The organism is Dietzia sp. 179-F 9C3 NHS (assembly GCF_045369825.1).
In the GTDB taxonomy this organism is placed as follows: Bacteria; Actinomycetota; Actinomycetes; order Mycobacteriales; family Mycobacteriaceae; genus Dietzia.
The window spans coordinates 315,440-329,755 of the sequence record NZ_JBIQES010000003.1 but is presented as its reverse complement, the minus strand read 5'-3'; the positions used below and the strand labels follow the sequence as shown (position 1 = coordinate 329,755).

Here is a 14,316-nt window from a genome sequence, read left to right as displayed (position 1 = left end):
AGCACCGCACCAGGAGTTGATCGGAACATGGCCCAGGGCAACCTCGACCTCTACTCGCAGTTCGTGACCTCGGCACCGGGGTCCTTCATCGCCGGCAAGGTCGGCCTCCCCCAGCCGGAGCAGCTCCGCCGCCACGAGGACGGGCAGCCGGCGCTCGACGGCCCGGTGCTCGTCGGCGGCGAGGGCCGCCTGGCCGAGCCCGTGCGCGCGATGCTCGAGAACGGCTACGAGCTCGCCGGCACGGACGCCGAGGGCAAGTTCGCCGGCCTCGTCTTTGACGCCACCGGCATCCGTCGCGCCGAGGACCTGCGCGCGCTCTTCGACTTCTTCAACCCCGTCATCCGCCGCGTCGCCGCGAGCGGTCGCGTCGTGGTGTTGGGCACCACCCCGGAGGAGACCGGCTCGGTCGAGGAACGCATCGCGCAGCGCGCCCTCGAGGGCTTCACCCGCTCCCTCGGCAAGGAGATGAAGCGCGGCGCCACCGTCCAGCTCGTCTACGTCTCGGCCGATGCCGACGCGGGCGCCTCCGGCCTCGAGTCCACCCTGCGCTTCATCCTCTCGGGCAAGTCGGCGTACGTCGACGGCCAGGTGTTCCGCGTCGGCGCGGGTGGCGCGACCGCCCCCGCCTCGTGGGACACGCCGCTCGACGGCAAGGTCGCCGTCGTCACCGGTGCCGCCCGCGGCATCGGCGCCGAGATCGCCGCCGTCCTGGCCCGTGACGGCGCCCACGTCATCTGCTGCGACGTCCCGGCCGCCGGCGAGGCCCTCTCCGCCACCGCCAACAAGGTCGGCGGCACCTCGCTGCCGCTCGACGTGACCGCCGCCGACGCCGCCGAGGTGCTGGCCCAGCACGTCAAGGAGCGCCACGAGGGCGTGGTGGACGTGCTCGTCCACAACGCCGGCATCACGCGCGACAAGACCCTCGCCGGCATGGACGCCGCCCGCTGGGACTCCGTCATGGCCGTGAACCTCGTCGCCCCCGAGCGGATCACCGCCGAGCTCGCCGAGAAGGGCGTGCTCGCCGAGGGCGGCCGCGTCGTGGGCGTCTCCTCGATGGCCGGCATCGCGGGCAACCGCGGACAGACCAACTACGCCGCCTCCAAGGCCGGCGTCATCGGCTTCGTGGACGGCGCCTCCGCCGAGCTCGCCTCGCACAAGGTCACGGTCAACGCCGTCGCCCCGGGCTTCATCGAGACCCAGATGACCGCCGCGATCCCCTTCGCCACCCGCGAGGCCGGCCGCCGCATGAACTCCATGCAGCAGGGCGGCCAGCCGGTCGATGTGGCCGAGGCGATCGCCTACTTCGCGAGCCCGGCCTCCTCCGCCGTCACCGGCAACACCATCCGCGTGTGCGGCCAGTCGCTGCTGGGTGCGTGATCGCATGAGCACCCCGAACAGCCCCGGCGCGGACGTCGAGTACACGACGCTGCCCGCCATCCCCAACCTGCTCGCGCAGTACGGCAAGGCCGCCGTGGGCGCCGTCCCCGTGGTGGGCGGCTCCCGCAGCGCCGACTCGATGCCCGCCAAGGGCGTCGAGGTGCAGGGCGTGACGGTCGACGTGGCCAACCTGGCGGCCTACACCCGCGTGTGCGGGCTGCGGCTCGGCGACGCCCTGCCGCTGACCTACCCGTTCACGCTGGCGTTCCCGCTGAGCATGCAGCTCATGCTGGACCCGGACTACCCGGTGCCGGCCATGGGCTCGGTGCACCTGACCAACGAGATCGAGTCGCACCGGCCGCTGCGCGTGGGCGACGAGCTCACCATCCGCGCGCGGGCCGAGAACCTGCGGGAGCACCCCGCGGGCCTGCTGCTCGACATCGTCACGGAGATCCGGACGGGCGACGACCCCGACCCGGCGTGGGTCCAGCGCTCCGGCCTGCTGTCCAAGCGACGCACCTCACTGACCCCGCCCAAGGACGCGCCCCGGCCGCCGAGGCCCGAGCCGCCGACGGCCGCCGAGATCGGCGACCCCACGGTCGTGAAATCGGTGACCGAGGCGCAGATCGCCGAGTACGCGGCCGTCTCCGGCGACCGCAACCCGATCCACGTGTCCAAGGTCGGCGCCAAGGCGTTCGGCTTCCCCAACGTGATCGCCCACGGCATGTGGACCGCGGCCACGTTGCTCGGCGTGGTCGAGGGCGCCATCCCGGAGCGGGCCCGCTACTCGGTGGAGTTCGGCAAGCCCGTCGTGCTCCCGGCCAGGCTCGGCGTCTACGCGCGCCGCGACGAGGCCGCCGGCTCGGGCGGTTCCGGCGCCCCGGCGTGGTCGCTCACCGTGCGCAATCCCAAGAAGCTGGGCACCGTGCACGCCACCGCCTCGATCGAGGCGCTCTAACCCCCGCGCGCCCCGGCGGCGCCCACCAACTCCCCATCCGCCGCCCCCGCCCCCGAAATCGGCGACTCCGCTGGTGGATCGGCTACCCCTGTGAGGGGCGCCGACCCGGCAGGGGAGTCGCCGATTTTCGCGTGTGTGAGGCGTGCGGGGTGGGCGGGCCGGGCCGATGCGGGGCGGGGCCGTCTACAGCCTGAGCACCGCGCGGGCGGCGTCGGCCAGCGCCACCGCGTAGCCGGCGCCGTGCCCGGCCGAGTGCGTGGCCAGGGGGTGCAGCTGGTGCAGCGGGACGCGGTCGCGCCACCCGGGGCGCAGCGGGTGCGCCTCCTCGTAGCCGGCGAGGATCTCTCCCAGGTGCGGCGCCCCGAACAGCGCGAGCATCGCGAGGTCGGTCTCGCGGTGCCCGCCGTGCGCGGCGGGGTCGATGAGCACGGCCTCGACGCCCTGCGCGGCGCCGGAGCCGCCCGACGACGAGGCCCACAGGACGTTCCCGGTCCACAGGTCGCCGTGGAGGCGGGCGGGGCTGTCATCCGGGTGGTCGAGTTCGCCGGCGGCCACCCGGTCGCAGGCCCGTTCCACCACGGCGAGGTCGGCGCCGTCCAGCACGCCCAGGTCCACCGCGATCCGGACGAACGGCCGGACGCGCTGCTCGGCGTAGAACTCGCCCCACGAGTCGGTGGGCCGACAGGACTGCTCCCGGTTGCCGATGAAGCACCGGCCGGTCCAGCCGTCGGCGGGCGCGCCCCAGGCGGCGGCCCCGGCGGAGTGCATAGCGGCCAGCGACCGGCCGAACCGGCGGGCGGCGTCGGGGGTCGCCCGACGGTCGTCCACCCGCTCGAGGGTGATCTCGTCGTCGTCGACCCCCACGACCTCCACCACGCGCGGCCCGCCGGGGGCCGCGGCGAGCCAGGCCAGGCCGGCGGCCTCGTGGCGGAAGAAGTCGGGGACGTGGCGGGAGCCGCGTTTGACGAAGGTCCGTGTCCTGCTCGTGGCGTCATCGCTCACGCCGCTCACCTGCCTTTCTCCGGGGCGCCGTCCGTGCCGCCGGGATCTCCGCCACCGTTTGCGTACGTCTGCCCTGGCGCGCGGCGCCCGAGCAGCGGCCCGGCGAGCAGCACGATCAACGCGCCACCCACGACCATGGGTGTGACGGTCCAAAGCATGCCCGCGTATTCGGCGATCAGGCCGACGAGCGGCGGGGAGAGCAGGAAGCCCAGGCGCATCACCCAGTTGAGCACCGCGAGGCCTGCGCCCGGGGGCAGGCCCGGAACGGAGTCGGCGCCGACCATCGCGCCGGGGATGACGGTGGCGATGCCCCAGCCGGCCAGCGCGAACCCGGCGAGGAGCACGACGAGCAGGGCCGGGCCGTCGAGGACGAACGACACCGCGAGCGCCGTGGCGGTGCCGGCCACCACGCACACCCCGCCCGCGCGGCCCACGTGGGCGGCACCGAAGCGGTCCACCAGGCGGTCCCCGGTGAGTCGGCCCACGAGCTGCATGCCCTGGACGGAGATAAAACCGAGGCCGGCGAGCGCCGCGCCGGCGATCGTCAGCTCCCGCAGGTAGAGGGCGGACCAGGTCTGGGCGAAGTCCTCGACGACCTCCGCGCTGCACGCGAGCAGGCCCAGCGACACGAGCAGCAGGAGGGCCCGGCGGCTGGGCAGGCTGCGGGCGGCGGCCCCAGAGGCAGCAGCACTGCCGGCAGCAGCCCCGCCGACCTCGCCGTCGCCCCCCGGCACGGTGTCGAGGTCGCGGCCGTCGGCGGCCTCGGCCACGCCGGCGCCCAGGCGCAGGGGCAGCGCAGCGGCGGCGAGCAGCGCGCAGACCAGGCCGGCCACGGCCATCTGGCCCACGACGGTCGCGCCGAGCCCGGCGCCGAGGGAGCCGCCGAGCGCGCCGAGCACGGCGCCGAGCGACCACACGGCGTGGAAGCGGTTGATGAGCGAGCGCCCGTGCAGGAGCTGGACGCGGATCCCGTGCGCGTTCATGGCCACGTCCGTGAGGGCGTCGCACACCCCGAACGCCAGCAGCAGCGCGGCGAACACCGCCACGACGGGCGAGAGTCCGAGCACGGCGGCGACGAGCGAGGCGCCGACCATGGTCGCCACGGCCACGGCGCCGTCGGAGCGGCGACGCATGAGCAGGGGTGCAAAGATTCCGCCGACCAGCGCGCCGGCCGGGTAGCAGGCCATCGCCAGACCGAACGCGGCCGGGCCGAGATCGAGGGCGTCCTTGAGGTCCGGTAGGCGCGGCACGATCGCGCCGAAGACGGCGCCGTTGGCCACGAAGAGCAGGGCGGTGGCCAGCGCGGGGCCCCGCACCGATTCCCGTGCCCGCCCGTTCACAACCGCCACCCTAGCGGCGGTAACCTCGACGCCGAGGCGGTCGCCGAGACGGCCGACGAAAGGGCGGACATGTACGACGTGACGGCGGGGATCGAGTCCCACGACGGCGGCCGGCGCGTGGTGTGTACGGTGCCGCTGCCGGTGGAGCCGGCGGTGGTGTTCGACGCCGTGGCCACCGGCGAGGGCATCAGTTCCTGGTTCGTGCCGTGCGCGCTGGAGCCCCAGGTGGGCGGCCGGATCGTGCAGTTCGCCGACCCCGGGGCGCCGGACCCCACGGCGGGTCCGGAGGCGGCGGCCGAGGCGCTGCTCACGGCGACGGTCGGCGAGATCACCGCGTACACCCCGCCCGCCGCCGGCGCCCCGGGCCGCTTTGTCTACGCCGAGCGCGACTGGATGGGCGAGGGCGTGCCGGTGCCGCCGTGGGAGACCTCGTGCGAGGTGGCGCCCGACGGCGAGGGCGGCACCGTCCTCACCCTGCGCTCCGGGTTCGGTTCGGAGGGGCAGCTCGCCGCGGAGTCGGTCGACGGCAGCGTGGACGGCTGGCGGCACGCCCTGACCGTCCTCGCCCACCGGCTCACGCACCGGCCGGCCGACGGCGTGGTGGCGGTGGACGCGGCCACGGATCCGGTCCGCCTCACCGTCCCGCTGCTATGGGACCGCGTGTGGGGGCGCCTGGCGGCGCCGGCCGCCGGCGTGGGCGCCGCGGGACCGGCGGGAAAGGGTGACGACGAGGGTGGCGTCGCCCGCTCCGGCGAGGTGGGCGGCATCGTGGCGGCCTCGTCGGACGCCTCTGCCACCATCCTGCTCTCCGCCCCGCTGGACGGCGTGGTGGAGCTGTACGCCTTCCCGGCCGGCGAGACCCCCGAGTCCGCGGCCCACCACGCGGCGGTGGCCGTGCGGGTCTACGAGTACGTCACCGTCCCGGGCGGGGGCGACGAGCCACTGGGCGCCGCGGCCGTGGACGGCGTCGAGCCCACGTGGGACGCGCCGCGCTGGCGGGCCTGGCTCGACGACCTGGCCGCGCCGGCCGAATAGGGCGCACACCGAGGAGAAAGAGATCGAGATGACCGGTACCCCCACCGCCGTCGCGGCCGTTGCCGCTGTGGCCGCCGACGCCCCACTGGAGAAGACCACCATCACCCGCCGCCCGGTGGGGCCGCACGACGTGCTCATCGAGACCGAGTACGCGGGCATCTGCCACTCCGACATCCACACCGCGCGCTCCGAGTGGGGTCCGGTCGTCTACCCGCTGGTGCCGGGGCACGAGGTCGTGGGCATCGTGCGCGAGGTGGGCGCCGAGGTCACCCGCCACGCGCCGGGCGACCGGGTGGGCGTGGGCTGCATGGTCGGCGCCTGCCACGAGTGCGCGGCGTGTGACGAGGACCAGGAGCAGGAGTGCGAGAACGGCGCTGTGATGACGTACGCCTCCCCGCTTCCTGAGGGGTCGGTCGAGGGCGAGGTGACGCAGGGCGGCTACTCCACGCACATCGTGGTGGAGGAGCGGATGGTGGTGCGCGTACCGGAATCGCTCGATCCGGCGTCCGCCACGCCGCTGTTGTGCGCCGGGATCACCCTGTACTCGCCGCTTCGGCAGTGGAACGTGGGGCCGGGGTCGAAGGTCGCGATCCTCGGCATGGGCGGGCTCGGGCACGTGGGGGTCAAGCTCGCCGTGGCGATGGGCGCCGAGGTCACCGTGCTCTCGCAGTCCACCTCCAAGCGGGAGGACTCCCTGCGCTTCGGCGCCGTGGAGCACTACGCCACCGGCGGCGAGGAGGGCGCGGCGAATCTCAAGGCGCTGCGCGGACAGTTCGATCTGTTGCTCAACACGGTGTCCGCCGACCTGCCGCTGGACCCGTACCTGCGGCTGCTCCGGCCGCGGGGGGTGATGGTGGAGATCGGCCTGCCCACCGAGCCCGCGCGTCTGCGGCCCGGGACGCTCGCGGCCGGCCGGCGGGTGCTCACCGGCTCGATGATCGGCGGGATCGCCGAGACGCAGGAGATGCTCGACTTCTGCGCCGACCACGGGATCACCGCCGAGATCGAGCTCATCGCGGCCGACAAGATCAACGAGGCCTATGACCGGGTCGTGTCCTCGGACGTGCGCTACCGGTTCGTCATCGACGCGGCCACATTCTGACCCACCGGGCCGGAAACGCGGATCGCGCGGGCGCCGACATAGAGTGAGGTAACGCGCACCCGTGCGCACCGCACGATCGTAGAACCGACGAGGAGCGAGACCCGCATGGCGGATTCCAACGACACCGTGACCATCGCGACCGGCGAGGGCGCGCCCGGCACGACCCTCCTGGGCATCGGCGCCTACCGGCCCCGCCGCGTGGTGAGCAACGAGGAGATCTGCGAGAAGATCGACTCCACCTCCGAGTGGATCTACGAGCGCTCCGGCATCCTCAACCGCCGTTTCGCCGACCGCGATGAGACGACCGTCTTCATGTCCACCGAGGCGGGACGCAAGGCAATCGAGAGTTCCGGGGTGGATACCGACCTGATCGACGCCATCCTCGTGTGCACTTCCACGAACTGGACCATGACGCCGCACGCCGCCCCTCAGGTGGCCACCGAGCTGGGCCGCAACGGCATCGCCGCCTTCGACCTCACCGCGGGATGCGCGGGCTTCGGGTACGGCCTCGCGGTGGCCACGAGCATGATCCGGTCCGGGGCGGCGCGCTACGTCCTGGTGGTGGGCGTGGAGCGGATGAGCGACGGCATCGACCCCACGGACCGCAACACAGCCTTCATCTTCGGCGACGGCGCGGGCGCCGTCGTCGTCGGCCCCTCGGAGACCAACGACCTCGGTCCCGTCGTGTGGGGTTCAGACGGCAAACTCGGCCAGGCCATCCGGCAGACCAAGGACTTCCGGCAGCTCGTCGACGAGGTCGAAGCCGGGGAGGAGGACATCGCGCAGCCCTACCTGGTCATGGACGGGTCCAAGGTCTTCCGCTGGGCCGCGTTCACCGTGGCCAAGGTCGCGCAGCGGACCCTCGAGCAGGCCGGGGTCACGGCCGACCAGATCCAGGCCTTCATCCCCCACCAGGCCAACGGCCGCATCAACTCGGCGATGGCCCAGCACGTCGGCATGCCGGACTCGGTGGCGATCGCCAACGACATCGAGCAGACCGGCAACACCTCGGCCGCCTCGATCCCGCTGGCCATGGAGACGATGCTGCGCAACGGCGAGGCCAAGGAGGGCGACCTGGCCCTGTGCATCGGTTTCGGCGCTGGTCTGTCCTACGCCGGCCAGGTGGTGCGACTTCCCAAGGCCCCGCCGGTCGACTGACCCTCGGGCGCCTCGACCCTCGATCGCATCGTCCCCTCGATCGCTTCATCCCTCGATCGCCTCGACCTCGATCGCCTCGTTCCCGTAACCGCACGAAAGTCAGGGATACCCCCGCATTCGGTGCGCTTATGTGGACGAAGCGATGGCGGCACGGTCGCGTGTGACGCACACTCACCTCATGCGAGCCTCGTCGTCGTCCTCCCCGGTCCTCACCCTCGCCCTCGCTGCAGGTCTTGTGCTGGCCCCACCCCTGGCCGGCGCCACCGAGCCCGCACCCGTGCCCGTGCCCCCGACCGACCCGGCCACGCAGGTCGCGGGATCGGTCGAGGGGATGACGCGCGGCACCGGGATCGTGCCGGGCGTCGGCGGCGGCGACGGCCCCGCGGTCTACGGCACGCCGGACGCGCCGGCGGGGGCGCCGTCGCGGTACGTGGCGCTGGGCGACTCGTTCGCCTCGGTCGGCAGGATCGTGCCGGCGGCGTGGCTGGACGGCCCGTCGTCGTGCGTGCGGACGGCCGACGCCTACCCGCCCCTGGTCGCGCGCGGGCTCGGGGCCGCGACGTTCGTCAACGCCACGTGCGGCGGCGCGATCACCGACGACCTGCTCGGCCCCAACGAGGACGGCGTGCCGCCGCAGCTCGACGCCCTGGACGCGGGGACCGACCTGGTCACGCTGACGATCGGCGGCAACGACGTCGGGTTCGGCGCCGTGATCGACGCGTGCGCCATCCGCCCCAACGCCGAACGCGCGGGCGTGCTGCCGCTGGTCGAGCCGATGGCCGACGAACTGGCCGAGAAGTTCGACACCCGGGCCGGTTGCCCCGACGTGGTGGAACGGCAGGCCCCCGCCGCGCTCGCCGCTCTCGACTCGCGGCTCGACGAGGTCTACGCGGAGATCCACCGGCGCTCGCCGGACGCCCGCGTGGTGGCCGTCGGCTACCTGACCGCCGTGCCCGACGACGCGACACTGTTCGCGGAACCGGACTGCGCGCCGCTCACGGTGGTGTCGGCCGAGGAGCGCGACGGCGTGCGGCGCTTCCAGGAGGACATCAACCGGGTCGTCGCGGCCGCCGCCGAGCGTAACGGGGCCACCGCTGTCATCCCGGACGAGCCCGGGCACTCGATGTGCGCGCCCGTCGCGGAGCGCTGGGTCGACCTCACCGGCATGCAGACCGGCGCGGCGCCCATCCACCCGACGAGCGCCGGCCACGCGCACGTGGCGCAGCGGGTGCTCGGCGCGCTGGGCGGGTAGGCGCGGCCCCGCCGCTGCTTCGTCGCCCCGCCCCCGCTTCGTCGCCCCGCCGCTGCTTCGTCGCCCCGCCCCCGCTTCGTACGCATAACCGCATGAGATTCAGCGTTTCCGGCGAGGTCGGCACGCTTATGCGAACGAAGCGAACTGGTGGGGCGCGGTGGGCCCGCGTCGGGCAACGGCGATTCCCCCGCGGACCAGCACCAGACCGAGCAGAATGTGACCATGTTCACATCCCCTCGCGCGCTCGTCGCCTCCCTCGCCCTGGCAGCCTCCGCAGCCCTCGCCGCCTCCCCCGCCGCGTCGGCGCAGTCCGAGACAGGCGCGCTCGACACCGGCTCGCTCGGCTCGGCGGTCGTCGTGGAGGCCACCGGATCGTTCGCCCCGCTCGGCTCGCTCGGCTCGAGCCTGCCCGCTCCCGGACCGCGGACGTACGACTCCTATGTCGCGCTCGGCGACTCGTACGCGGCGCTGGGTGACCAGACGCAGCTCGCGCCCGGTGTCGAGGACTGCGACAACAGCGCGACCAACTACCCCAACCAACTCGACGCGAACCCGCGGGTCGGTGAGCTCACAGACGCCTCGTGCGGCGGTGCGCAGATCCCCCAGGTCCTCGAGAGCCAGGTCAAAGCCCTCGACGCCGGGACGGACCTCGTCACGCTGTCCATCGGCGGCAACGACGTCGGGTTCAGCACGATGGTCGGGTGCATCACCCGGCAGGGGCCGTTCGCGGACCTCCCTGCGACGACGACCTGCGACGACGCGATCGGCGACCAGGTCGACGGCGACATCGCCGCCGTCTACGGCGACGGCGGCGCGATCAAAGCCGTCTATGCGGCGATCGCCGAGCGGTCCCCCGACGCGACGGTCGTCGCTACTCGGTACCTGCCGTTGATGCCCACCGAGGGCTCGTGCGCGTTCATCGAACAGCTCCACCCGGCCGACGTGGCGTGGGCTCGCGACGTGACCACCCGGATCAACGCCGCCGTGGACGCCGCGGCCGAGCGCCACGGCCACGTCTCGGTGCTGCCCACCGACACCGTGGACCGCAGCGCCTGCGCGCCGGCGGACCAGCGCTGGACGGACTTCCAGGGCGGTGCGCCCACCAACGCGGCGCCGATGCACCCGACCACGCTCGGGCAGACCGCCATGGCCGAGGCGATCGGGGCCGCGATCTAGGGGAGCTACCCCTCGAAGATCCCCTGCCCCACGTATTCGCCCTCGGCCGCGCCGGGCGGGAGCGCGAATACGGCGGACCCGATGGGGATGGTCCACTCGTTGAGCGCGTCCAGTTCGGCGAGCCGGCGCTGGACGGGCACGAAGGTCCGCACGGGGTCGGCCTGGTAGGCGGTAAAGAGGAGGCCGATGTTGCTCATCTCGCTGCCCTCGGGCGGGTCGTCGTAGTTGTACGGCCTCCGCAGCATGGCCTCGGAGCGGTCCCGCTGCCGGGCCCGGGCGATGTGCGACTCGTGCGGGATCACGGGCAGGCCGATCTCGTCGATCGCCTCGAAGTCGGCCGCGTCGTGCTCCTCGGTCCCGGTGAGCGGGGCACCGGTGTCGAGTGTGCGCCCCACCGAGAGTTCGCGCGAGGTGCGGTCGATCTGCTCCCAGGTGTCCATGGTCATCCGGATCCGGCGCAGGACGAGCGACGAGCCGCCGCGCATCCACCGCTGGTCGGAACCGTCCGAGAACAGCACCTGATCGAAGTCCGAGTCGACGTCCGGGTGCGGGTTGACCGTGCCGTCGATCTGCCCGAAGAGGTTCCGCTGGGTGCGGCCGCTCGGGTCGGTGCCCACGGCCTTGCGGAAGCCGCGCTGGGACCACTTCTGGTCGGCGACGCCGCGCACGCCGGAGGCGAGGATGCGGGCGGCGTGGGAGACGATCAGCGGGTCGTCGGCGCAGATCTGCAGCAGGAAGTCGCCGCCGGACCAGCGGTCCTCGAGCTGGTCGATCTGAGGGAACGCGGGCAGCGGCTTGAGCCACGAGGGCCGGCGCTCGGGCATGCCGATGGCGTCGAAGAAGCCGGGGCCGAGCCCGATGGTCACCGTGAGGCGGGCGGGGTCTGCGGCGAGTTCGGGCTCGAGGTCGGCCAAGCCGCCCATGCCGGTGGTGAGCCGGGCGGCGTCCTGGGACCAGGCGCGCAGGACGCCCTGGAGTTCCGCACGGGTGGCGCCGTCGGCCGCGTCAAAGGCGACAAAGGCGGCGTGGGCCTGCGGCGGGGTGACGATCCCGGACTGGTGCTCGCCGTGGAACGGCTCGGTGGCGGCGCCCACGGCCTGAGAGTCGGCGACCGCCTTCCAGCCCGGGGCGCCGGGCGCGCCGTCCTCCTGAACGACGCGCCCGGCGTACCCCGCGACTCCGCCGCCCACGACCGCCGCGACGCCGCCGGTGAGGATCGAGCGCCGGGACAGACCGCGGGGGGCGGGGTCAGCCATCGTGGTTCATGTCTCCATGGTCCATGCCCTCGTGGTCCATGCCTTCGTGGTCCATGCCACCGGAGGGCACGTACTCCTCCTGGCCGCCCTCGAAGGAGCGGGCGGAGACGGTGACGTCCTGGATCTTGCCACCCTCGAACTCGAGGGTCAGGGTGATCTCCTGGCCGGTGGTGATGGGCTCGTCGAGCTCCATGAGCATGATGTGGTTGCCACCGGGCTTGAGCTCGAGCTCGCCGCCGGCGGGGATCACGAACCCGTCCTCCTTCTCGCGCATCATCATGCCGCCGCCCCCGGGCACGGTCTCGTGCAGCTCCTGGCGCTTGCCGAGGTCGCTCTTGACGCCGGTGAGATGCAGGTCCTCGGTGCCGGTGTTCTTGATGACGCCGAAGACGCCGGTCATGTCCTTGTCGGTGGCCTTGACCCAGCCGTCGGAGTACTCGACGAGCTGGTCACCGGCGTCCGCGTCGGCGGTGTCGGTGGCGGTGTCGGTGGCCGTCTCGACGGCGCTCGTGCCGGTGTCCGCGGTGGTGTCGGTCGCCTCGTCGTCGGCACCACAGGCGGTCATGGCGACGGCGAGGGCGAGGGCGGAGGCCGCGGCAGCGGCGGTACGCGTGGTCTTACGCATGGGGTGTCCTTACGTGGTGTGTGAACCCGGCGGCGCCGATCGGCCGGCCGGGGTGTGGGGTGGGCGGTTCACACGGCCACGGGCGGTGCGCGGGTGCCGCCCCGCGCGAGGAGGTACCCGGGGTCGGGCACCGGGGTGGGGAGGGTGGGGACGACGACGAGGTCGGCTGCCGCGAGCAGGATCCGGCCGAGGAGGGGGGCGACCCGGGCGGCGACCCAGGCGAGCGTGCGCGCGAGGACGGCCACCACGGCGAGGGTGACGACGATCGCCGCGGCGTGGGCGCCGAGCATGGCGGGCGTCCACAGGTCGTGGGGGGTGACCGCGGTCGCGTCCATCGCGGCGCGGACGGTGGCGGCGTCGGCCCCGTGCGTGTGCCCGGCCGGGCCGTGGGCGTGGCCGGAGGCCAGCACCAGGTGGACGAGCCCCTGTCCGGCGACGAGGCCGGCGGCGGCCACGGGGACGGGCGAGCGATGGCGGGCGAGTGCGGCGGTGACGGCGCCGATGCCCGCGCCGGCGGCGAGCACGCTGAGGATCTGGCCCGAGGTGGGGGCGGTGGCGGCGGCGCCCGCGGCGAGGCCGTGGGCGCTGATGCCGAACACGGCGCTGACCATCGCCACCACGACTCCGACGAGCGAGGTCACCACGGGTGGGACCTCGGAGCGGAGTCGGGCGGACATGACCACGATTGTAGTGGTCACGGGCCGGTCAGCCTATCCGGGGACACCCCCGGCCGTATCGGTGGCGGTCTCGGTCTCGGTGGCGAGGCGGGTGCGCTCCTCGTCCGCGAGGCCCGCGTCGATCCGGGCGAGCATGTGCGGGGGCATGTCGGGCAGGTCGTCGACGGGGAACCAGCGGACGTCGGTGTTCTCGTCGTCGGCGGGGTGGGGGTCGCCGTCGAGGTGGGTGCACGCGAAGGTGTGGTCGATGTACTGGGCGCGGTCGCCGTTGGCGTGGGTGATCATGCGCGAGACGCCGAGCGAGGCCAGGCGGTCGACGCGGATGCGGACGCCGGCCTCCTCCCGCGCCTCGCGTTGTGCGGTGTGGGCGGGGTGTTCGCCGGGGTCGACGATGCCGGTGACGGGGGTCCACCAGCCGTTGTCGGCGCGGCGGACGAGGAGGATCTGGTGGCCGGTGGCGTCGCGGATGACGGCGGTGGCGCCGGCGAGCCAAAGGGGTGCGGTGCCCATGTGGCGGCGGAGTTCGGCGACGAAGTCCGGGATGGTCATGACTGTGACGGTACGCGGGCGCCGGTACGGTCCCCGGAATTGCGCGATCCCCCGCCGACCGTGTGGCCTGCGGGGGATCGCGGGGAGTTAGCCGTTCACGTGCCGGTCAGGCCGGACGTGGGCGAGGCGACTCAGTTGGTCTCCTGGTCCTCCGGCTCGCACTCCTGCTGCTCCATGGAACCGTTGTCCTTGAGGAAGTCGATGGCCTCCTGCGGCAGGTTGCAGACGGCGGCGACGTTGATCCGCGGCAGCGGCGGGAGCTGGACGCCGGCGTTGGCGACCGAGTGGACGCCGACACCGACGGCCGCGAGCGAACCGATGGCGAGGGCAGCGCCGACAGCGGCCTCCGAGCCGGTGCCGCCACTGAGCGAACCGCCGGAGACGATGTTGGTCACCGAGCTGTTGTTCGAGCTGCCCAGGGCGCCGAGGATCTCGGCGAGCGAGCCGCCGTCACCCGTCTTCAGCGACTCGGAGTCCAGCGAGTCAGACTTCAGCGAATCCGACTTGAGCGAGTCAGACTTCAGCGAATCCGACTTGAGCGAGTCAGACTTCAGCGAGTCAGACTTCAGCGAATCCGACTTGAGCGAATCCGACTTCAGCGAATCCGACTTGAGCGAATCCGACTTGAGCGAACCGCCCGAAGAGATACCCGTCGAGCCAGCCGTGATAGCAGCAATGATCGAGGTGAGCGAACCACTCGCCCCATCGCCCGAGTCCGACTTCAGCGAGTCAGACTTCAGCGAATCCGACTTGAGCGAATCCGACTTCAGCGAATCCGACTTCAGGGAATCCGACTTCAGCGAATCCGA

General features: G+C 73.1%; 14 protein-coding genes. 8 read left to right on the top strand and 6 right to left on the bottom strand.

Features of this window, described 5'->3' with window-relative positions; translation table 11 throughout:
- Positions 1 to 27: 27 nt before the first annotated feature.
- Together ACH0BZ_RS06150 and ACH0BZ_RS06145 are read left to right on the top strand one after the other, a co-directional pair.
- Positions 28 to 1,377, top strand: a complete 1,350-nt coding sequence (locus ACH0BZ_RS06150; protein ID WP_406897095.1) for a 3-oxoacyl-ACP reductase — start codon at positions 28 to 30, stop codon at positions 1,375 to 1,377.
- A gap of 4 nt (positions 1,378 to 1,381) precedes the next feature.
- On the top strand, positions 1,382 to 2,335 hold the full coding sequence (locus tag ACH0BZ_RS06145; RefSeq protein ID WP_406897094.1) for a MaoC/PaaZ C-terminal domain-containing protein: 954 nt from the start codon (positions 1,382 to 1,384) through the stop codon (positions 2,333 to 2,335).
- 183 nt (positions 2,336 to 2,518) lie between these two features.
- On the opposite strand, the gene ACH0BZ_RS06140 is transcribed toward ACH0BZ_RS06145, so the two are convergent.
- Both ACH0BZ_RS06140 and ACH0BZ_RS06135 read right to left on the bottom strand, forming a co-directional pair.
- Entirely contained in the window at positions 2,519 to 3,337 is an 819-nt protein-coding gene (locus tag ACH0BZ_RS06140; RefSeq protein WP_406897093.1) for a fructosamine kinase family protein, read from the bottom strand.
- A gap of 5 nt (positions 3,338 to 3,342) precedes the next feature.
- The gene (locus ACH0BZ_RS06135; protein ID WP_406897092.1) at positions 3,343 to 4,677 is read right to left on the bottom strand and encodes an MFS transporter; all 1,335 of its coding nucleotides are present in this window, start codon (positions 4,675 to 4,677) and stop codon (positions 3,343 to 3,345) included.
- 69 nt (positions 4,678 to 4,746) lie between these two features.
- On the opposite strand from ACH0BZ_RS06135, the gene ACH0BZ_RS06130 reads away from it, so the two are divergent.
- From ACH0BZ_RS06130 to ACH0BZ_RS06110, 5 genes are all read left to right on the top strand, one after another.
- On the top strand, positions 4,747 to 5,712 hold the full coding sequence (locus ACH0BZ_RS06130) for an SRPBCC domain-containing protein (RefSeq protein ID WP_406897091.1): 966 nt from the start codon (positions 4,747 to 4,749) through the stop codon (positions 5,710 to 5,712).
- A 28-nt stretch (positions 5,713 to 5,740) separates the two neighbouring features.
- Positions 5,741 to 6,814, top strand: a complete 1,074-nt coding sequence (locus tag ACH0BZ_RS06125) for an NAD(P)-dependent alcohol dehydrogenase (RefSeq protein ID WP_406897090.1) — start codon at positions 5,741 to 5,743, stop codon at positions 6,812 to 6,814.
- A gap of 105 nt (positions 6,815 to 6,919) precedes the next feature.
- Positions 6,920 to 7,972, top strand: coding sequence for a beta-ketoacyl-ACP synthase III (locus tag ACH0BZ_RS06120; protein WP_406897089.1), 1,053 nt, complete (start codon positions 6,920 to 6,922; stop codon positions 7,970 to 7,972).
- A gap of 178 nt (positions 7,973 to 8,150) precedes the next feature.
- The gene (locus ACH0BZ_RS06115) at positions 8,151 to 9,224 is read left to right on the top strand and encodes an SGNH/GDSL hydrolase family protein (protein WP_406897088.1); all 1,074 of its coding nucleotides are present in this window, start codon (positions 8,151 to 8,153) and stop codon (positions 9,222 to 9,224) included.
- A gap of 222 nt (positions 9,225 to 9,446) precedes the next feature.
- On the top strand, positions 9,447 to 10,400 hold the full coding sequence (locus ACH0BZ_RS06110; protein ID WP_406897087.1) for an SGNH/GDSL hydrolase family protein: 954 nt from the start codon (positions 9,447 to 9,449) through the stop codon (positions 10,398 to 10,400).
- Positions 10,401 to 10,405: 5 nt separating this feature from the next.
- Here ACH0BZ_RS06110 and ACH0BZ_RS06105 read toward each other — a convergent pair whose 3' ends face one another.
- From ACH0BZ_RS06105 to ACH0BZ_RS06090, 4 genes are all read right to left on the bottom strand, one after another.
- Complete coding sequence (locus tag ACH0BZ_RS06105; protein ID WP_406897086.1) at positions 10,406 to 11,656, bottom strand: Dyp-type peroxidase; 1,251 nt, start codon at positions 11,654 to 11,656, stop codon at positions 10,406 to 10,408.
- Complete coding sequence (locus tag ACH0BZ_RS06100) at positions 11,649 to 12,281, bottom strand: copper chaperone PCu(A)C (RefSeq protein ID WP_406897085.1); 633 nt, start codon at positions 12,279 to 12,281, stop codon at positions 11,649 to 11,651. The genes ACH0BZ_RS06105 and ACH0BZ_RS06100 overlap by 8 nt, the downstream gene beginning before the upstream one ends.
- A 68-nt stretch (positions 12,282 to 12,349) precedes the next feature.
- Complete coding sequence (locus ACH0BZ_RS06095; protein ID WP_406897084.1) at positions 12,350 to 12,958, bottom strand: hypothetical protein; 609 nt, start codon at positions 12,956 to 12,958, stop codon at positions 12,350 to 12,352.
- A gap of 33 nt (positions 12,959 to 12,991) precedes the next feature.
- On the bottom strand, positions 12,992 to 13,507 hold the full coding sequence (locus tag ACH0BZ_RS06090; protein ID WP_406897083.1) for an NUDIX hydrolase: 516 nt from the start codon (positions 13,505 to 13,507) through the stop codon (positions 12,992 to 12,994).
- A gap of 174 nt (positions 13,508 to 13,681) precedes the next feature.
- Here ACH0BZ_RS06090 and ACH0BZ_RS06085 point away from each other — a divergent pair.
- Positions 13,682 to 14,316: pentapeptide repeat-containing protein (locus ACH0BZ_RS06085; RefSeq protein WP_406897134.1), on the top strand; the 635-nt coding region annotated here is incomplete at its 3' end.